The 18,324-nt window shown below is 52.3% G+C and carries 15 protein-coding genes and 2 pseudogenes; 7 read left to right on the forward strand and 10 right to left on the reverse strand.

Features of this window, described 5'->3' with window-relative positions; genetic code table 11:
• Positions 1-36: 36 nt before the first annotated feature.
• Both wbaP and ACXKZG_RS10350 read right to left on the reverse strand, forming a co-directional pair.
• Positions 37-1,503 carry an undecaprenyl-phosphate galactose phosphotransferase WbaP gene (wbaP, locus tag ACXKZG_RS10345; RefSeq protein WP_053142792.1) on the reverse strand — a complete coding sequence of 489 codons (1,467 nt, stop codon included), beginning with the start codon at positions 1,501-1,503 and terminating at the stop codon, positions 37-39.
• Between the two features lie 420 nt (positions 1,504-1,923).
• On the reverse strand, positions 1,924-2,157 hold the full coding sequence (locus ACXKZG_RS10350) for a DUF1480 family protein (protein WP_013202446.1): 234 nt from the start codon (positions 2,155-2,157) through the stop codon (positions 1,924-1,926).
• Positions 2,158-2,253: 96 nt separating this feature from the next.
• On the opposite strand from ACXKZG_RS10350, the pseudogene ACXKZG_RS10355 reads away from it, so the two are divergent.
• A pseudogene (locus tag ACXKZG_RS10355) lies at positions 2,254-2,322 on the forward strand (hypothetical protein); the annotation flags it as partial.
• Between the two features lie 6 nt (positions 2,323-2,328).
• Here the strand turns inward: ACXKZG_RS10355 and ACXKZG_RS10360 are convergent.
• The 3 genes and pseudogenes from ACXKZG_RS10360 to yeaG all read right to left on the reverse strand — a co-directional run.
• A pseudogene (locus ACXKZG_RS10360) lies at positions 2,329-4,077 on the reverse strand (potassium/proton antiporter); the annotation flags it as partial.
• 206 nt (positions 4,078-4,283) lie between these two features.
• Positions 4,284-5,564, reverse strand: coding sequence for a YeaH/YhbH family protein (locus ACXKZG_RS10365; protein ID WP_013202444.1), 1,281 nt, complete (start codon positions 5,562-5,564; stop codon positions 4,284-4,286).
• Positions 5,565-5,636: 72 nt separating this feature from the next.
• Entirely contained in the window at positions 5,637-7,571 is a 1,935-nt protein-coding gene (gene yeaG, locus ACXKZG_RS10370) for a protein kinase YeaG (protein WP_013202443.1), read from the reverse strand.
• A gap of 432 nt (positions 7,572-8,003) precedes the next feature.
• Here yeaG and ACXKZG_RS10375 point away from each other — a divergent pair, with 432 nt between their 5' ends.
• The gene (locus tag ACXKZG_RS10375; RefSeq protein ID WP_013202442.1) at positions 8,004-8,753 is read left to right on the forward strand and encodes a MipA/OmpV family protein; all 750 of its coding nucleotides are present in this window, start codon (positions 8,004-8,006) and stop codon (positions 8,751-8,753) included.
• 81 nt (positions 8,754-8,834) lie between these two features.
• A complete protein-coding gene (locus ACXKZG_RS10380) occupies positions 8,835-9,686 on the forward strand; it encodes an aldo/keto reductase (protein ID WP_488876162.1) in 852 nt (283 codons plus the stop codon).
• A gap of 48 nt (positions 9,687-9,734) precedes the next feature.
• On the opposite strand, the gene ACXKZG_RS10385 is transcribed toward ACXKZG_RS10380, so the two are convergent.
• Both ACXKZG_RS10385 and gapA read right to left on the reverse strand, forming a co-directional pair.
• Positions 9,735-10,613, reverse strand: a complete 879-nt coding sequence (locus ACXKZG_RS10385; protein WP_488876163.1) for a D-hexose-6-phosphate mutarotase — start codon at positions 10,611-10,613, stop codon at positions 9,735-9,737.
• A gap of 67 nt (positions 10,614-10,680) precedes the next feature.
• Positions 10,681-11,676, reverse strand: coding sequence for a glyceraldehyde-3-phosphate dehydrogenase (gene gapA, locus ACXKZG_RS10390; protein WP_013202439.1), 996 nt, complete (start codon positions 11,674-11,676; stop codon positions 10,681-10,683).
• Positions 11,677-12,016: 340 nt separating this feature from the next.
• Between gapA and msrB the strand changes: the two genes are divergently transcribed.
• Positions 12,017-12,427: a peptide-methionine (R)-S-oxide reductase MsrB gene (msrB, locus tag ACXKZG_RS10395; protein ID WP_013202438.1), complete on the forward strand. Its 411-nt coding sequence runs from the start codon at positions 12,017-12,019 to the stop codon at positions 12,425-12,427.
• Positions 12,428-12,432: 5 nt separating this feature from the next.
• Positions 12,433-12,711, forward strand: coding sequence for a YeaC family protein (locus ACXKZG_RS10400; RefSeq protein WP_013202437.1), 279 nt, complete (start codon positions 12,433-12,435; stop codon positions 12,709-12,711).
• Positions 12,712-12,790: 79 nt separating this feature from the next.
• On the opposite strand, the gene pncA is transcribed toward ACXKZG_RS10400, so the two are convergent.
• The 3 genes from pncA to sppA form a co-directional block, all read right to left on the reverse strand.
• The gene (gene pncA, locus ACXKZG_RS10405) at positions 12,791-13,405 is read right to left on the reverse strand and encodes a bifunctional nicotinamidase/pyrazinamidase (protein WP_206401677.1); all 615 of its coding nucleotides are present in this window, start codon (positions 13,403-13,405) and stop codon (positions 12,791-12,793) included.
• Between the two features lie 9 nt (positions 13,406-13,414).
• Positions 13,415-14,434 carry an asparaginase gene (gene ansA / locus ACXKZG_RS10410; RefSeq protein WP_134824276.1) on the reverse strand — a complete coding sequence of 340 codons (1,020 nt, stop codon included), beginning with the start codon at positions 14,432-14,434 and terminating at the stop codon, positions 13,415-13,417.
• A gap of 85 nt (positions 14,435-14,519) precedes the next feature.
• The gene (gene sppA / locus ACXKZG_RS10415) at positions 14,520-16,376 is read right to left on the reverse strand and encodes a signal peptide peptidase SppA (RefSeq protein ID WP_488876164.1); all 1,857 of its coding nucleotides are present in this window, start codon (positions 16,374-16,376) and stop codon (positions 14,520-14,522) included.
• A 193-nt stretch (positions 16,377-16,569) separates the two neighbouring features.
• Between sppA and ACXKZG_RS10420 the strand changes: the two genes are divergently transcribed.
• Both ACXKZG_RS10420 and selD read left to right on the forward strand, forming a co-directional pair.
• Positions 16,570-17,121, forward strand: coding sequence for an NAD(P)H nitroreductase (locus tag ACXKZG_RS10420; protein WP_013202433.1), 552 nt, complete (start codon positions 16,570-16,572; stop codon positions 17,119-17,121).
• 151 nt (positions 17,122-17,272) lie between these two features.
• Positions 17,273-18,319, forward strand: a complete 1,047-nt coding sequence (gene selD, locus ACXKZG_RS10425) for a selenide, water dikinase SelD (protein ID WP_134824274.1) — start codon at positions 17,273-17,275, stop codon at positions 18,317-18,319.
• Positions 18,320-18,324: the final 5 nt, after the last annotated feature.

Consider the following 18,324-nt stretch of genomic DNA (forward strand, 5'->3'; position numbering starts at 1 on the left):
ACACGGGCGGGCATGACTCTCACTTATCTGACTGTTTTAATAAGCACCATCGCGACGTAGCACCACACCGGCTGTTTTGAACAGGATGGCGATATCGGTCCACAATGCCCAGTTCTTAACGTACCAGGAGTCAAAGTACACGCGGGTGTCGTAGTCGATATCATTACGGCCACTGACCTGCCACAACCCGGTCATGCCCGGTTTGGCCATCAGGTAGTAATCAACGTCACCGGCATAGCGCTCAAGTTCAGCTTCAATGACCGGACGCGGACCCACCAGACTCATTTCGCCCCGCAGCACGTTCCACAGCTGAGGCAGCTCATCAAGACTGGTTTTACGCAGGAACGCCCCGATCTTCGTCACGCGCGGATCGTTTTTCAGCTTGAAGTCTTTATCCCACTCAATACGTGCTTCTTCGCTGGTGGCCAGCAGTTCTTCCAGTACTTCCTTCGAGTTGGTGACCATTGAACGGAACTTCAGGCATTTAAATTTGTGACCATCCTGACCGACGCGTTCATGACCGTAAATCTTGTTACCGCCATCGCGGCCCACCATCCAGCAAATCAGACCGAATGCGGGAGCCAGGAACAGCAGCAGCATAGAGGCAACCACCACGTCAAAGGTACGCTTGAGGAAACGGGAAGAACGTTTTGCCAGGTTGTTACTGACCCGCAGGATCATCACTTCATGGCTGAAGATAAAGGACATATCGGTACCGTACAGCGGCACACCGCGCAGGGTAGGCACCACCGAAACTGAACGACACTTCTTCTTCGACAGCAGTTTCAGCCACTTATCACGCATCCCTTGCTGCTCATATTCCATGGCCACGATAAACTGGGTGTTTTCCAGGTCAACCGTATCCCAGACAATATCTTTCGAAGTGATGACCGGAACGCCATTCATACTTTCGGCGCCGGTATGGCCGTTGGGAGCAACAAACGCCGTGACTTCATAGCCCAGCAGCTCTTCACTTTGCAGCGCAGCATAGGCTTCACGGGCATTTTTGCCGGAACCGATGATGATGGTTTGCTTCTGCCACTGGCCCGCCTTGAGGATGGCGTGCTTAACGCTTGAGCGCAGCAGCGGCACCAATACCAGCGCGTAGGCCCAGGTGAAGCTCCACAGCATGCGGGAGAAGTCCCACTTGGAAAAGGCAATCAGCGCCAAATCAAGCAGAGAGAAAATCACCAGGGTTTTAATTATTTCTTTTAATTCAAACCAGAATGGTTTGCGGTAGGTGTAATGACGTAACCGCATCCAAAACCAGGCGGTACAAACCACAGACATAACGAATTGCGCAATGAAGCGAATTTTCACTTCCTGAGGCGGGATAAATATATCTAAGTCACCCCAAATACCTTGCACAGTAGCCGCGGATAAAAACAGGGCCAGATTAATAGAGATTAAATCTGAAAGACTTAACGTGATCTTGGCAATAATGTTTTTTCGGGTGCCGCTAAACGCACGGCGACGGTCATTCAGTACAAGAGTACTTGCCATAGTGCCTGCTCTCTTTTCTTTAAGAATCAGTAACCTGACGAGGTTAATGCACGCGTTCAGGAGTAAAGGTATTGATACTAATTCCACTAGAATCAATAAATTATTCTTGGTAGCTCGCCGCATTCAGAGCGAGAAGAACAAATGGGACAGTAATGAAACATACAGCAGCGTGAATATCACTCTGTTTCACCATGAAGCAGTAGGACGAGTATGCAGGAGTTGTTTGAGTTAGTTAATACGGGAAAATCCTAAAAGTGGCGGGAAAGTGAGCAAAATAAAATTAGGATTAATACGCGTTAACCGAAGCGGTTAAATAGAGGGAAAAGCCAGGCAGTATGACGGTTTAATAACAGAGAGAGGGTATTTAAATGAAGGCTTCACCGCCACGAAAATTCGTCACGGTGAGCAGGGCAGAAAGGATCAGGCCGGTTTTTTTAGTATCCAGCGATCCTGCTGTTTGTCATAATGCCCGATGGCCAGATCGACAGGCTCGCCGTCAATCCACGCCGGTACGCTGGTTTCACCATCCCATCCGTCCAACTGATAGCTCAGGTCGGGGTTGGTCTGACAGGGAATGCTGACGGTCTCTACATTCTGCGCATCCAGCTCTGCATCGATGATTTCATAACGGCCAATCTTGACGATATGTCCCATGATAGTCTCCTATTTAGTCCAGACACGAACTTTAAGCGTAGACGTTAACGTCAGGAGAGCGAGCATTCAGGACCAGGATTAGTCTTTATCTTAACTATCGCCCGGTTATTCTTTCTCTTCGGCTACCCGCACACCAATCTTCACAATCTCGTTAGCTTCTTTCTCTGCCACGGTCCAGATCATGTTTTTCCACTCCACCTGGTCACCCACTACCGGTGCGCCACCGATCATGCCCGCAATCAGATGGCCCAGCGTCTGCTGTACATTCGTCTCTTCATCCAGATCGATGCCGTAAATTTCAGAAACATCATGCAGTCGGGCATCGGCTTGCAGAATAAAGTCGCCGAAGAAACGTTGATCGAGCGATACCGGCGGAGACTGGCTGAAGAGTTTTCCTAACTCCGGCAGGTCTTTCTCGCGACCGATGATGCACAACACGTCGCCTTCTCTCAGGCGGGTATTGCCGGTGGGATGCAGCAGAAGATTATCGCGGAACAGCGCCGCAATCCGGGTTTCCCTCGGCATCTTCAGGTCACGTAATGCGGCACCTACGCACCATTTGTCTGCACCCAACTGGTAGACAAACTGCTCCCAGGGATTTTCTGGATGGATATCCAAACCCACGCGAGAGATTGGCGAAGCCGTAGGTGGGATCACCACGCGGGCTTTTCGCGCGGCATAGCCCAGAGAGGTGCCCTGAACCATCAGGGAAACCAGCACCACAAAGAATGCGATATTGAAGAACAGCGACGCGTGCGGCAGTCCGGCCATCATTGGGAACACCGCCAGGATGATCGGCACTGCACCTCGCAGTCCCACCCAGCTGATGAAAAAGCGCTCGCGGGTACTGAAGCCCCGGAACGGCAACAGGCCAATGTAAACGGACAGCGGGCGGGCAAACAGGATAAGCCAGGCTGACAGCATCATCGCTGGCAGCGCAATGTTCCACAGGTCTTTAGGATTGACCAGCAGCCCCAGCACCAAAAACATGCCAATCTGGCTCAGCCAGGCCATGCCGTCAAAGGTTTGCAGGATGCCGTGACGGTTACGAATAGGGCGGTTACCCAGCAGGAAGCCACACAGATACACCGCCAGAATACCGCTGCCTTCCAGAACGGTGGTCAGCGCGAATACCAGGATGCCCCCACTGACCGCCAGCAGCGGATAAAGACCACTGGCCAGGGAGATGCGGTTGATCAGCTGTTGCAACGCCCAGCCCCCACCGAGCCCCAGTACAATCCCCAAACCGAATTGCTGAATAAGATGAACGACAAACATCCAGTCAATGCCGGTCTGGCCTTGCTGGATCATCTCAATCAGGGTAATGGTCAGGAACACGGCCATCGGGTCGTTACTGCCGGATTCGATTTCAAGCGTCGCGCTGACGCGTTCGTTAAGGCCTTTGCCGCCCAGCAGCGAGAACACCGCTGCCGCATCGGTCGAGCCAATAATGGCACCCACCAGGAAGCCATCAATCATGTTTAGATTAAACAACCAGGCCGCGGCCATGCCGGTCAGACCTGCGGTAATCAATACGCCGACCGTGGCCAGAGACAATGCCGGGCCCAGCGCCACTTTGAATGAGCTGGCCTGCGTTCGCATGCCGCCATCAAGCAGGATCACCGCCAAGGCAAGGTTACTGATCAGATAGGCGGCCGGGTAGTTATCGAAGACAATTCCGCCGATGCCATCAACGCCAGCCAGCATTCCCAGCGCAAGGAAAATCACCAAAATTGGAATACCAAGCTTTGAAGAGAAGGAACTCAGCAAAATACTCGCAGCAACCAGCACGGAACCGATGATAAACAAACTGTAAATTGCGCTGGCTTCCAAGGGGGCACTCTCCTGTAGGTGGTAAAGGCTTTCTTTAACAGTCTGTTGTAATAACCCGGTGAATGTCAAAACATCGGTGCATTTCATTTAACCAATGTGGACATTTTTCTTAAGGATAGAGAATAACGCAAAAACGAGGCGGGTAAATGCCGTTCAGTGCGCATGAAATGTGGGTTATTTACAGGATTGAATGAAAAAAGTAGAGCAAGAGGGGATTTTAGCACAGTTGACAGGGGCAATGGTGGAGTAAAGCCAGTAAAAATCTTACTGGCTTAAGGAAAAAAGCGGCGTGATTAGTGGTTCTCTTCAGCCTGTTTGTGGAACAGTGCACGGAATACCGGGTAGATATCTTCCGGTTCGCGAATATGCTGAATAGCAAAGTTATCGAACGTGGCTTGCAGATGCTCATACTCCCGCCACAGGGTCTGGTGAGCGCGTCGGGTTATCTCGATGTAACTGTAATAACGCACCACCGGCAGGATGTTTTTAGCAAGGATCTCATGACAAAGTGGGGAGTCATCTGCCCAGTTATCGCCATCGGACGCCTGTGCCGCATAAATATTCCATTGCGCCGGGTCGTAACGCTCTTTCACCACTTCATCCATTAACTTCAATGCGCTGGAAACGATAGTGCCGCCGGTTTCCTGCGAATAGAAGAATTCCTGCTCATCGACTTCCTTCGCCTGAGTATGGTGACGTATATACACCACATCGACATTCTTGTAGGTGCGGCTCAGGAACAGATACAACAGGATATAGAAGCGCTTGGCCATATCTTTGGTGGCCTGATCCATCGAACCTGAAACGTCCATCAGACAGAACATCACCGCCTGACTGGAAGGCTCAGGACGCTTTTCAAAGTTTTTGTAACGCAAGTCAAAGGTGTCGATAAACGGCACGCGCTTGATCCGCGCGCGAAGCTCAGCAATCTCTTTGCGTAAACGGTCTTCTTCCAGCAACTGCGCGGGTTCGGCGTTTTCAATCTCCTTGAGGGCAGTTTCCAGTTCCCCAAGCATGCGGCGCTTACCGGCGGTCATCGCAGTACGACGAGCCAGCGAGTTTTGCAGCGATTTAACCACGCTGATATTTGCCGGCACACCGTTGGCGGTATAGCCCGCACGGTGCACTTTGTACTCGTTGAGCTGACGATGCTGATTTTTCTTCAGGTTTGGCAGCGCCAAATCTTCAAATAGCAGGTCGAGATATTCATCTTTGGAGATATTGAAGACAAACTCATCTGAACCCTCACCGTCCTGACTGGCATTGCCCTGACCACTGCCACCACCGCCGCTGCCACCCTGAGGGCGCTCGACGCGATCGTTTTGCACAAAATGGTCGTTGCCAGGATGGACGCGATGGCGCTGGCCGCCGCGGCCCTGATGGAAACTCGGTTCATTAATGTCATCAATGGGAATAGAAACGGATTCGCCGCTTTCGACGTCAGTTACCGAACGCTTATTGATGGCCTCGGAGATCGACTGTTTTATTTGCGACTTGTAGCGGCGCAAGAAACGCTGGCGATTCACCGCGCTCTTGTTTTTGCCGTTGAGACGCCGATCGATAAAATAGGCCATAACTCCCCCAAACATCGTTGCAAGCAGGGTCGGATTTTACCGACCCCTTGTAAATAACTTCTCAGGCAACTATCAGGATGATTTTCTGACGCGCAGATACCATTCGCACAGCAGGCGAACCTGTTTGCGGGTGTACCCTTTTTCCATCATGCGATCAACGAAATCATCGTGCTTTTTCTGCTCATCCGTAGAGGTTTTAGCGTTAAAGGAAATGACCGGCAACAGCTCTTCGGTGTTAGAGAACATTTTCTTCTCAATCACCGTCCGCAGTTTCTCGTAACTGGTCCAGTTCGGGTTGCGGCCGCTGTTATGAGCGCGGGCACGCAGCACAAAGTTGACGATTTCATTACGGAAGTCTTTAGGATTACTGATCCCCGCAGGCTTCTCGATTTTTTCCAGTTCCGCATTCAGTGATTCACGGTCAAACAGCTGGCCGGTATCCGGATCGCGGTATTCCTGATCCTGGATCCAGAAATCTGCGTAGGTGACATAACGATCGAAAATGTTCTGCCCGTATTCAGAATAGGATTCCAGATAAGCCGTCTGGATCTCTTTGCCAATAAACTCAGCGTATTTCGGGATCAGATAGCCTTTCAGGTGCTCAAGAAGCTTCTCGGACTGCTCCTGTGGGAACTGCTCACGTTCAATCTGCTGTTCCAGAACATAGAACAGGTGTACCGGGTTTGCTGCGACCTCAGCATGATCGAAGTTGAACACCCGCGAGAGGATTTTAAAGGCAAAACGCGTCGACAGACCGTTCATGCCTTCGTCCACACCGGCGTAGTCGCGGTACTCCTGATAGGACTTGGCCTTCGGATCGGTATCCTTCAGGCTTTCGCCATCATACACCCGCATTTTAGAGTAGGTGCTGGAGTTTTCCGGCTCTTTCAAGCGTGAAAGAATCGAGAAGCGAGCTAGGGTTTCCAGGGTGCCCGGCGCGCAAGGCGCATGGGTCAGCTCACTGTGATCCAGCAGTTTGGTGTAGATCTTGATCTCTTCAGAGACCCGCAGGCAGTAAGGCACCTTGACGATATAAACACGGTCAAGGAACGCTTCGTTGTTTTTGTTATTACGGAAGGTGACCCACTCAGATTCGTTGGAGTGCGCCAGGATAATCCCGTTAAACGGCAGGGCGGAAATCCCCTCAGTCCCGTTATAGTTACCTTCCTGAGTCGCGGTCAGCAGTGGGTGCAGCACTTTGATCGGGGCTTTAAACATCTCCACGAATTCCATGATCCCCTGGTTCGCCCGGCACAGTGCACCAGAGTAGCCGTAGGCATCAGGATCGTTTTGCGCGTGGTTTTCCAGTTTACGGATATCAACTTTACCGACCAGCGCGGAAATGTCCTGGTTGTTCTCATCACCAGGTTCAGTTTTGGCAATCGCCAGCTGTTCAAGAATGGACGGCCAGACTTTCACCACCTTAAAGCGGGAAATATCACCGCCAAAATCGTTCAGGCGTTTTGCCGCCCAAGGCGACATGATGGTGCCAAGGTAACGACGAGGCACGCCATACTCTTTCTCAAGAATATTGGCATCCTCCTGCGGATTAAACAGGCACAGCGGATGGTCATTGACCGGGCTGCGCTCGCCATCGGCACTGAGGACATAAATAGGCACTCGCTGCATCAGCGATTTCAGTCGCTCTGCCAGAGAGGATTTACCGCCACCCACCGGACCCAGCAGATAGAGGATCTGTTTCTTCTCCTCTAAACCCTGAGCGGCATGTTTAAGATAGGAAACGATCTGTTCAATCGCTTCTTCCATACCGTAGAACTCTTCAAAAGCAGGGTAGCGTGCAATGACACGGTTAGAGAACAGGCGGGAAAGGCGTGGCTCCTGAGCAGTATCAACCATTTGTGGCTCACCAATAGCCATTAACAGTCTTTCTGCCGCGTTTACGTATGCACTGCGATCCTGCCGACAAACGGTAAGAAATTCCTGCAGTGTGAACTCTTCGTCCTTGGCAGCTTCGTAACGCTGACGATAGTGATCGAATATATTCATAGCGATGCCCGTCCTTTCTTTTTTAGCACAGGTACCAGGAGCCGAATTGAAGTTAGCCCCTGAAGGAACTTATCAATGAGTACAGCAACCCTTATGCCAACCTGACGTTTTTTTATCGGGATACACAAAAATCAGGGTTACTTTGACCGGTAAAAATTAGCTTCTTTCAATAAAGCGTAGTTGGCATTTAAGAAATTTCCTGACCCCCAGGTTATTTTCAATGATATTTCAATAACAAAGTCAGAATCCGGGACAGCGATAACCTTGTCTGATGCGGGTTAGCCGAATTTTGTAAATAAGCCAAAACCCTCAATGAGCGTCCCACCCCCTAAAATTGATTCTACGTGCTACAGAACGTGTAAATTTTTAACCAAAGCCCGGTTGACTGATAAACTAGCCTCTTGATTGTTATATTTATGGAATGAATTAATTGTGAACTATTTCAAAGTTAGCGCGCTTGCTGTGCTTTTACCTTGCTCTTTTGCTGCCTTCACGGCAACGGCCAACCCGCTTACCCTTGGTGCCTCGGTGATTTACAGCCAGAGCCCGTATAAAGGAGGCGAGGGGCGTTACTACCCATTCCCTATTGTTAACTACGAAGGCGACAGCTTCTATGTCCGCAGCCTGACCGCCGGTTATTACCTGTGGAAGGACCAGCAGGATCAGCTTTCTCTGACGATCCTCGGTTCACCGCAAAACTTCGATCCCGATGACACCAAAGACAAGCGTCTGAAGGCGTTAGATAAACGCCATATGACCATGATGGGCGGTGTGACTTACCGTCATACGGCGGATTGGGGGATTGTGCGTACCGTGTTGGCTGGCGATCTGCTGGGCAACAGTGATGGCTTCATTTGGGATGCAACCTACCTTTATCGCTTCCAGTTTGGCGATCTGAGCCTGACGCCGGGCATTGGTGCGCTTTACAGCAGCGACAACCAGAATGACTACTATTATGGTGTGTCGAAGAGCGAATCACGTCGCAGCGGGCTGAGCAGCTATCAGGCTGATGGCAGCTGGAACCCGTATCTGGAACTGACGGCGGCCTACAGCATCAACCAGAGCTGGAACGCCACGCTGTCTGGACGCTATACCCGTTTAAGTTCTGAAGTGAAAGACAGTCCAATGGTGGACAATAATTCTCAGGTCACAATCTGGACCGGAGTCAGTTACACCTTCTGATCCGCTTTCATTGCACTAAATAAGGGCGCTTTGCGCCCTTTTGCACGATTGTGGCGATCAAAATCAGTGCAGGAGGTTCAAATGAGCAAATCCGTTATTTTTTCCGGTGATTCCCGTTTACCTGCCATCGGTCAGGGAACCTGGTACATGGGCGAAAACGCCAACCAACGCAAACAAGAGGTCGCTGCATTACAGGCCGGTCTCGAGTTGGGCCTGAAGCTTATCGACACGGCGGAAATGTATGCCGAAGGCGGTGCCGAGGAAGTGGTGGGTGAAGCGCTGCAAGGCCGACGCGAAAGCGCCTGGTTAGTATCAAAGGTCTACCCGTGGAATGCCGGTGCTGTCGATGCGGTAGACGCCTGTGAAAGAAGCCTGCGGCGTTTAAAGACCGATTATCTGGATCTTTATCTGCTGCACTGGCGGGGAAATGTGCCGCTGGAGGAAACCATCCTTGCAATGCAGTCGCTACAACGTCAGGGAAAAATTTTACGTTGGGGAGTGTCGAATTTTGACAGCGACGATTTGAGCGAGTTGTTGTCAGAGGAGGGCGGCACGGACTGTGCGGCAAATCAGGTCCTGTATCACCTCGCATCACGCGGGATCGAATACGATCTTATTCCAGACTGCCAACAGCAGCAGATACCCATAATGGCCTATTGCCCGCTGGCTCAGGCAGGAAAACTCCGCCATGCACTGCTCACGCACCCGGTCCTTACGGCAATTGCACAACAAAAGGGCATCAGCGTGGCTCAGGTATTGTTGGCTTGGGCGATCCGTAAAGATGGGATAGTTGCTATTCCTAAAGCCAGTTCGATAGCGCATGTCGCTGAAAATGCCGCTGCGCTGGAGGTGACGTTAAGCAATGAAGAGTTGGGGATGATCAATCAGGCGTTCCCACCACCATCAGAAAAAATGCCGTTAGACGTGGTTTAAACACGCCAGGGGAAGAGTGATTTCCCCTGGGTGAGTCAGCATGACTTATCAACTACCTTTACGTACCCGGATCGTCGCGGCAAGGCGTGAAGGGGATTCACCAGCGCTGACCATCGGCTGAGAAATTTGTGCCGTCTCAACACAAACCATCGTTTTGTAACCTTCGTTCGCCATATCTCCCATACTGCAGGAGAGTTCCGGACCCGGATTCCAGGTGACAACGTCACTTTGATGGTGGTGATAAACTTCAATTACTCGCTTACCGATTTTGTCGTTGATAACGCTACAATCTTCCGGTTGCGTATGAATACGGTCAACACGATCGGGATAGGTTTGTTTGCCGTCCGGTGAGCTGCCGACGCTGCCGTTAGCCACTTTATCGATAAAGCTGTTACCTAAGCCAGTCACTTCCACACCGTCAATATCGGCTACGCAGAAATAGCTGTGCAGGGCAGCAGTCGCCTCGAAATCACCGTGGGCTTCCAGTTCAATCTCACAACGGTCAGCAAAGCGGAAACGGGCAAACAGCGTGAAGTCATGCGGCCACAACTTTTTCGTCTGCTCATTACTTTCCAGCACCAGCGTCAGCATCACGCTGTCGTCGTTTTCATCATGCGCCGACAACGTCCAGGGAAGCGTTCGGGCGAAACCGTGCGCCGGTTCACCTGCCGGACCGAACCATGGCCAGCAGATCGGCACGCCACCACGAATCGCTTTGCCGGCCGTCCAGGCGGTTTTCTCGCTCAGCCAAATCACCGGCTTTTCGTCAGCGGGCTGCCAGGCTATCAGCTGGGCACCCTGTAGGGTGACGGCGGCACGAACTTTAGGATGTGCGATCACCACAACGGGCAGGTCGCCAATTTTTCGCTGGGAAATATAGGGCGTTATCTGGGTAATAACCGGAAGCGAAAAGATTTTTTCGTTCATCTGTTTTCCTTAGCGTCAGCCAAAAAAAAGGGCGACCGTAGTCGCCCTCATCATCAGTTCACGTCGCTTATTTAGCGATGTGAGCAACCAGGTCCAGGACCTTGTTGGAGTAACCAGTTTCGTTATCGTACCAGGAAACCAGTTTCACGAAAGTGTCGCTCAGTGCGATACCGGCTTTCGCATCGAAGATAGAAGTCAGCGTTTCACCGTTGAAATCGGTAGAAACCACTTCGTCTTCGGTGTAGCCCAGAACGCCTTTCATTTCGCCTTCAGCGGCGGCTTTGATTGCTGCACAAATTTCTTTGTAAGAAGCAGGCTTAGCCAGACGTGCAGTCAGGTCAACAACGGAAACGTTAGGGGTAGGAACGCGGAACGCCATACCCGTCAGTTTGCCGTTCAGCTCAGGGATCACTTTACCTACTGCTTTAGCAGCACCGGTAGATGAAGGGATGATGTTCTGAGATGCGCCGCGGCCGCCGCGCCAGTCTTTGTGAGACGGGCCATCAACGGTTTTCTGAGTTGCGGTAGTTGCGTGAACAGTGGTCATCAGTGCTTCAACGATGCCGAACTTGTCGTTGATAACTTTAGCCAGTGGTGCCAGGCAGTTAGTGGTGCAAGATGCGTTAGAAACGATATCCTGGCCAGCGTAAGATTTGTGGTTTACGCCCATCACGAACATTGGGGTGTCATCTTTCGATGGCCCAGTCAGCACGACTTTTTTGGCGCCAGCTTCAATGTGTTTACGCGCGGTTTCGTCGGTCAGGAAGATACCTGTTGCTTCAGCAACAACATCAACACCGATTTCGCCCCACTTCAGGTTAGCTGGATCACGTTCAGCGGTAACACGGATGGTTTTGCCGTTAACAACCAGATGGCCGTCTTTAACTTCTACAGTGCCGTCGAAACGACCGTGAGTAGAGTCATACTTCAGCATGTAAGCCATGTACTCTGCGTCCAGCAGATCGTTGATTGCAACGATTTCTACATCAGAACGCTGCTGAGCAGCACGGAAAACGATGCGACCGATACGGCCAAAACCGTTGATACCTACTTTGATAGTCATATATTCCACCAGCTGTTGTTAGTGAATAAAAGGTTGGCTGTAAAATTACAAAAACCTTACCAGGCGTCAAGCGGAATCGCTTCAATAGTTGCGACAAATCAAACCTTCACACAGGAATATTCGTCAAAAAGCACATTCCGTGACCACCACTAAACCTTGATGTTGGGTCGTCTTGCCCGAATATAAAGGGGTGATGAATTCAAAGGGTGATCTGAATCACATTTTCGTCTTCGGATCACTTTCAGACTCCGCCTGAGACGAAAAAAAGCCCTGACGTTGTTAAGTATTTGTTAGAATACTAGCCGATATTTTCAGTTTCACACTGCCAGAGACCCCTAAAATGGCTAAAGACCCGAACGAATTTACCCCAGAGACCGACCTGAACGAGATGCAGCGCTATGTGACGCAGCAGCGTGGCACCGAGCCGCCTTTTTCAGGCAAGCTGTTACACAACAAAGGCGAGGGGATTTATCACTGCCTCGTGTGTAATTCACCGCTGTTCCTGTCGGAATCCAAATATGATTCTGGCTGCGGCTGGCCGAGTTTTTACCAGCCTTATCATGATGATTCTATTAAGTATATTGAAGATGAATCTCATGGTATGCAGCGCATTGAAATCCGCTGTGGCAACTGTGATGCCCATCTGGGACATGTGTTCCCGGACGGCCCACAACCAACTGGCGAGCGCTATTGCGTGAACTCCGCGTCGTTAAGCTTCTCCGACGACGATGGTAATAACATTAAGGGATAACGGCGATGGAACTTGATGAGATGATCGGCACGCTGACCCCGGAAGTCTATCAACGGCTGGTGACCGCGGTTGAAACCGGGAAATGGGCCGATGGCGTCGCGCTTACGCCAGAGCAAAAAGAGAACAGCCTGCAGTTAGTTATGCTCTGGCAAGCTCGCCATAACGACAATCCGCAACATATGAGTGTGGGTAAGGGTGGCGAGATGGTGATGAAAAGTAAAAAACAGCTCAAAGAAGAGTTTGGCATCACCGATGATCACGTGACTCGCATCAAGCTCCAGTAATTATTCCTGCAGGAATAATCTGCGACGAAGGGGCTCATTGTGGCCCCTTAAATGCCACTGACGACGTTTGAGGGGATCTTTAAAGAACGATCGCCCCTTTGGTCGCCATTTCTTCCAGAGCGCGTTCAGCGTCGCCTGCGGCCAGATTTACTCCCCGACAGCCGGCAGAGAGCACCGTGACGGTATAGCCCAGCGCGAGCGCGTCCAGCACGCTGTACTTCACGCAATAATCCGTCGCCAGCCCCATCACGGTCAATGCAGTAATCCCCTGCGCTTTTAATACGCTATCCAGACGCGTTTTCTTGCGCCGGCCGTTATCAAAAAAACCACTGTAACTGTCTATCAGGGGATCGTCACCCTTGTAGACACGCTCAGTGATATAGCGTTGCTCCAGCGCTGGATGTAGCTCCGCACCATAGCTTTGCTGGATACAGTGATCGGGCCACCAGACCTGCGGCAATCCCGCCAGTTCGCCTTCGGTCCAGGGTTGATGTCCTGCATTCGACGCAAAGCTGCCGTGACTGGCAGGGTGCCAGTCAATCGTGGCTACCACAGGCTGCTGTCGCTGGCTGAACTCTGCCGCATACAGGTTGGCAATCGCGAGGGTGTCATCGCCATCCTTCACCGCCAGCGCGCCACCGCTGCAAAAGTCATTCTGTAAGTCAATCAGAAGCAGAGCCTGCCGGGTAGCCATCATTTTTTATCACTTCTCGTCAGGAGTCAGTTCACCGCGCAGATTGAGCTGCATCAGTCGCCGCACCTCATCACTGGAGAGGTTCTGGCTGAGCAGGAAGTGCAGCTTGGTCAGCGTCGCTTCCACCGTTAAATCATAGCCACTGATCACACCCGCCAGCGCCAGCGCATTGCCCGTGGCGTAACCGCCCATATTCACTTTACCGGACATACACTGCGTCAGGTTTACCACCACAATGCCCCGCGCGGAAGCTTCTTTCAGCTCTTTCAGGAAAGCCGGGTTCTGTGGGGCATTGCCGACGCCATAAGAGCGCAGGATCAGTGCCTTCACCGGTTGTAGCAGGAAGTTGCTGACCACGTCCGAGGAAATACCCGGATAGATGGTGACTACACCAATCGGCTGAGGGGTAATCGGATGAACGATTAATTCGCCATCCCTGGTAGGTGCGGGTGGTGTATTAAGGCGACGAATATGAATACCGGCTTCCAGCAAGGGAGCCAGATTCGGTGAAGCAAAGGCGTTGAATCCATCGGCATGTGCTTTGGTGGTGCGGTTTCCACGGTACAAAGTGTTGTTGAAGAACAACGCCACTTCATTAATGGGATAATTAGCGGCAACGAAAAGGGCGTTTAGCAGGTTTTGCTGCCCATCCGAACGCAACTGTTCGAGCGGAATTTGTGACCCTGTCACGATTACCGGCTTGGCAAGATTCTCCAGCATAAATGACAGTGCCGAAGCAGTGAACGCCATGGTGTCCGTACCATGCAGGATCACAAAGCCGTCGTATTGATCGTAATTTTTACGAATATCATCCGCAATCGATTGCCAGTCCAGCGGCGTCATGTCTGATGAATCAATCAGCGGCTGATATTCATGGATGGTGAAGTCGGGCATTTCGGCGCGATGGAACTCTGGCATATTGGCCAGCTGTTGCTGCAAATGTCCGGAAACAGGGATGAAGCCCTGATCGGAACGCTGCATGCCAATGGTTCCGCCGGTATAGGCGACGTAAATAGATTTCTTTTGCATGAATTCACTCAGGCTTGCCGAAAAGGCGAAGTATAAGGGGAAAGAAGAGGAAAAGCAGCCCGACCAGATGGCCGGGCTGGCTGTTTTATTTCACCTGCGCGCAGGTCAGGCACATCGCATAGCGGTTTTGCGGATCGTTCAGGTTATCAAACAGACCCGGCTGATTTCTCATTGACGCCATTACGTCGACCATCGGTGCCGGCAGCCAGGCCTTAAGGGTTTCAGGCAGCGCGGCACGCACAGACACGTCCATCTGGCTGAACAGCAGATCCATAAAGTTTGGATCGTCCTGATACCAGCTCAGTTTGGCGTCCTTCAGTTTTGCCAGCTCGGCGGCTTTGGCGACGGCATCGTCGAAATCACCCATCGCATCCACCAGACCGTTAGCCTTGGCATCCGTACCCGTCCAGACGTGGCCCTGAGCAATCTGATCGATCTGCTCTGGCGTCTTGTTACGGGAATGAGCGACCAGACCGAGGAAGTTCTTATAGCCGTTCTCGATGCTCATCTGCATCATCTGCTGCACTTCCGGCGGTAATGCCTTAGTGGTAGAGATATCAGCCAGAGGCGAGGTGGACACGCCATCGGTATGCACGCCAATTGAATCCAGCGTGTTCTCAACGGTGTTAATCACGCCGAAGATGCCGATAGAGCCGGTCAAGGTGCTTGGGCTGGCGATGATGTAGTTAGCTGGCGTGGAAATCCAGTAACCACCCGATGCCGCCATGCCACCCATGGAAACCACCACCGGTTTCCCGGCTTCTTTCGCTGCTGCCAGCTCTTCACGGATCGTTTCGGAGGCCGTCACGCTGCCGCCTGGGCTGTTGACGCGGAAGACAATCGCTTTGATTTTAGGATCAAGGCGGGCTTCACGGATCTCCATGGCCGTCGTGTCGCCACCGACGCTACCCGCGGTTTCGTCACCATCCATGATGGCGCCGCTGGCCATGATCACCGCGATATTGCCGTCTGTTGAGCCGTTATCCTTCACCTGGTAATCGTAAATGCTGGTGCCTTTGTAATCTTTAGCCTGCTTATCCCAGCCGAAGATTTTGGTCAGCTGTTGATCGACCAGCGAGCGGGAAGCCAGTTCATCAACCAGTTTGCTGTCTTTGGCATACACCGCAGTATCGCCGCCGACTTTTTGCAGTCCATCCAGCACGCCCTGCGCGCCAGGGAACAGCTGTTCCGGCGTAATCTGGCGGTTAGCCGAAACGGTATTGAGGTAGTTCTGCCACAGCTCACCAATCCAGCGGCTGTCTGCATCACGGGCAGCAGGGGACATATCGTCACGCAGGAAAGGTTCAACTGCGGATTTATAGGTACCGACACGGAAGACATGTGAGCTGACTTTCAGCTTATCCAGCAGCGATTTGTAGTACAGGCCGTTAGTGGCAAAGCCGTGAAGGTCAACGGTCCCCTGCGGAGAAAGGTAGATTTTGTTGGCGAAGCTGGCGAGATAATATTGCGCCTGGCTGTAGCTGTCGCCGGTGGCATAAATCTGCTTGCCGCTGTCACGGAATTCGCGCAGCGCTTTGCCGATGTACTGCAGGGAAGGCTGATCGGCCCCGGCGAAGTCACGCAGATCTAAGACCATACCGGTGATATTGGCGTCACCTTTGGCCTGACGGATGGCATCGACAACGTCAAACAACGAGTTCTCTTTCAGCTTGTCGCTGCTGGAGCCCAGTAACTGACGCCCGATCTTACTGAGCTTATTGCTGACGGAAGGCTTATCAACCACCACGCCACTCAGATCAACAATCAGCGCACCTTTTTGCGGTTCCGCAGGGGTTGAAGAGCTGCTGAACTGGAAATAGATGCCCGTGCAGATCAGGATCAGCACCACTAAAAACAGGTTGAGAATAAATTCCCGGACGAAATTCAGTAATCGCCAGGTCCATTTAAAAAATCCAGCGATAAATCGCCACAAAGTGCGCATATTATCTCCATAATCGCGATAAAAAAGCCCGGAAAAGGGGCGATGCCAGCGGGCTGAGCGGCCCAAACCGGGTGGGAATGCTGACATCCTAAATAGCAGGGGCCAAATTGTCAGCAGGAAAAAGCGGAATGCTGTAACAAATCATCATCCTGTGCTAGTTTCAGCTAAATGAAACTCATTATCAGGAGGAATTATGGACGCTCTGGATTTATTGGTTAACCGCCGTTCCGCGTCACGTTTAAGCGAGCCGGCACCCGCCGGAGAGGCCCTTGAGAACATCATGCGAGCCGGCATGCGCGCACCAGACCACGGCACGATGCAGCCATGGCGTTTTATCGTCATCGAGAATGAAGGCCGTGAGCGTTTCAGCGCATTACTGGAAAATGCTGCGCGTGAAGATCGCATGGAAGAGAAGGCGATTGAAAAAGCGAAGCAGTCGCCTTTCCGTGCACCGATGATCATCACCGTGGTGGCACATTGTGAAGAGAACGCTAAGGTTCCGCATTGGGAACAGGTTGTCTCAGCAGGCTGTGCGGTGATGGCCATGCAGATGGCGGCTCTTGCTCAGGGCTTCAACGGCATCTGGCGCAGCGGTGCCTGGACTGAGCATCAGGATGTGCGTCAGGCATTCGACTGTCGCGAGCAGGATGTGATTGTCGGTTTCCTCTACCTTGGCACGCCGCAGCTAAAATCTTCCACCACGGTTATTCCTCCCGATACGGCGCCATTTATCCGTTATTTCTGAGTGACAACGCTCTTCTGAACGGTCAGGGTGAACGCCAGCCCTGATTTTTGTCGGGATAATGAGCGAACGGTCGCGGAAAAATACCCTGAGACTTACTCCCGCCAGACGAAAGCGCTACCATATTGCCGGTAAACCAGGAGGGAGGTTGCCCATGAGTGAGAACGCGATACGCCTGACGCAGTACAGCCACGGTGCTGGCTGCGGCTGTAAGATTTCACCCAGTGTGCTGGAGACCATACTGCACAGCGATCATCCACTACGCAGCGATCCCAATCTGCTGGTGGGCAACGAAACGCGGGATGACGCGGCGGTCTACGATCTGGGGAACGGCACGGCGGTGGTCAGCACCACCGACTTCTTTATGCCAATCGTCGACGATCCGTTCGATTTTGGCCGTATCGCCGCGACCAATGCCATCAGTGATATCTACGCGATGGGCGGTAAGCCAATTATGGCAATTGCGATCCTTGGCTGGCCGCTGGACAAGCTGGCGCCTGAAATTGCCCGAAAAGTGATTGAAGGGGGGCGCAGCGTCTGTGCCAGGGCTGGGATTTCACTGGCGGGCGGTCATTCCATTGACGCACCCGAGCCGATTTTTGGTCTTGCCGTCACCGGCGTGATCGCACCTGATAAAGTGAAAAAGAACAGCTCTGCGCAGGCCGGCTGTAAACTCTTCCTCACGAAACCGCTTGGCATTGGCGTGCTGACCACCGCGGAAAAACGCGCAAAACTTAAGCCTGAACATCAAGGGCTGGCAACGGAAGTGATGTGCCAGCTGAACAGCGCGGGCGCGGTTTTCGCCGACATCGACGGGGTAACCGCGATGACTGACGTGACCGGCTTTGGCCTGATGGGCCACCTCAGCGAGATCTGCACCGGCTCCAACCTGCATGCCAATGTCTGGTTTGATCGGGTGCCAAGACTGGCTGGCGTCGACGAATACATTGCGCAAGGCTGCGTGCCGGGCGGCACGGACCGTAATTTTGCCAGCTACGGCCATTTATTGGGCGCAATGCGTGACGAACAGCGTAAACTGCTATGCGATCCCCAAACCTCAGGTGGCCTGCTGTTAGCGGTCAGACCTGAAGCGGAAGCGGTTGTTATCGAAAGCGCCGGGGCAATGGGGATCACCCTCACGGCTATCGGGGAACTGCTGCCGGCTAGTGCCGGACGTGCGTTAATTGAATTAGTTTCCTGAAGGAA

The sequence above is a fragment of the Erwinia sp. 2186 genome, assembly GCF_057812255.1.

What these genes read in the sequence shown, in the direction of transcription:
- wbaP (WP_053142792.1), bottom strand. Translation starts at nt 1,503, where the DNA reads ATGGCAAGTACTCTTGTACTGAATGACCGTCGCCGTGCGTTTAGCGGC.
- ACXKZG_RS10350 (WP_013202446.1), bottom strand. Translation starts at nt 2,157, where the DNA reads ATGGGACATATCGTCAAGATTGGCCGTTATGAAATCATCGATGCAGAG.
- ACXKZG_RS10365 (WP_013202444.1), bottom strand. Translation starts at nt 5,564, where the DNA reads ATGGCCTATTTTATCGATCGGCGTCTCAACGGCAAAAACAAGAGCGCG.
- yeaG (WP_013202443.1), bottom strand. Translation starts at nt 7,571, where the DNA reads ATGAATATATTCGATCACTATCGTCAGCGTTACGAAGCTGCCAAGGAC.
- ACXKZG_RS10380 (WP_488876162.1), top strand. Translation starts at nt 8,835, where the DNA reads ATGAGCAAATCCGTTATTTTTTCCGGTGATTCCCGTTTACCTGCCATC.
- ACXKZG_RS10385 (WP_488876163.1), bottom strand. Translation starts at nt 10,613, where the DNA reads ATGAACGAAAAAATCTTTTCGCTTCCGGTTATTACCCAGATAACGCCC.
- gapA (WP_013202439.1), bottom strand. Translation starts at nt 11,676, where the DNA reads ATGACTATCAAAGTAGGTATCAACGGTTTTGGCCGTATCGGTCGCATC.
- msrB (WP_013202438.1), top strand. Translation starts at nt 12,017, where the DNA reads ATGGCTAAAGACCCGAACGAATTTACCCCAGAGACCGACCTGAACGAG.
- ACXKZG_RS10400 (WP_013202437.1), top strand. Translation starts at nt 12,433, where the DNA reads ATGGAACTTGATGAGATGATCGGCACGCTGACCCCGGAAGTCTATCAA.
- pncA (WP_206401677.1), bottom strand. Translation starts at nt 13,405, where the DNA reads ATGGCTACCCGGCAGGCTCTGCTTCTGATTGACTTACAGAATGACTTT.
- ansA (WP_134824276.1), bottom strand. Translation starts at nt 14,434, where the DNA reads ATGCAAAAGAAATCTATTTACGTCGCCTATACCGGCGGAACCATTGGC.
- sppA (WP_488876164.1), bottom strand. Translation starts at nt 16,376, where the DNA reads ATGCGCACTTTGTGGCGATTTATCGCTGGATTTTTTAAATGGACCTGG.
- ACXKZG_RS10420 (WP_013202433.1), top strand. Translation starts at nt 16,570, where the DNA reads ATGGACGCTCTGGATTTATTGGTTAACCGCCGTTCCGCGTCACGTTTA.
- selD (WP_134824274.1), top strand. Translation starts at nt 17,273, where the DNA reads ATGAGTGAGAACGCGATACGCCTGACGCAGTACAGCCACGGTGCTGGC.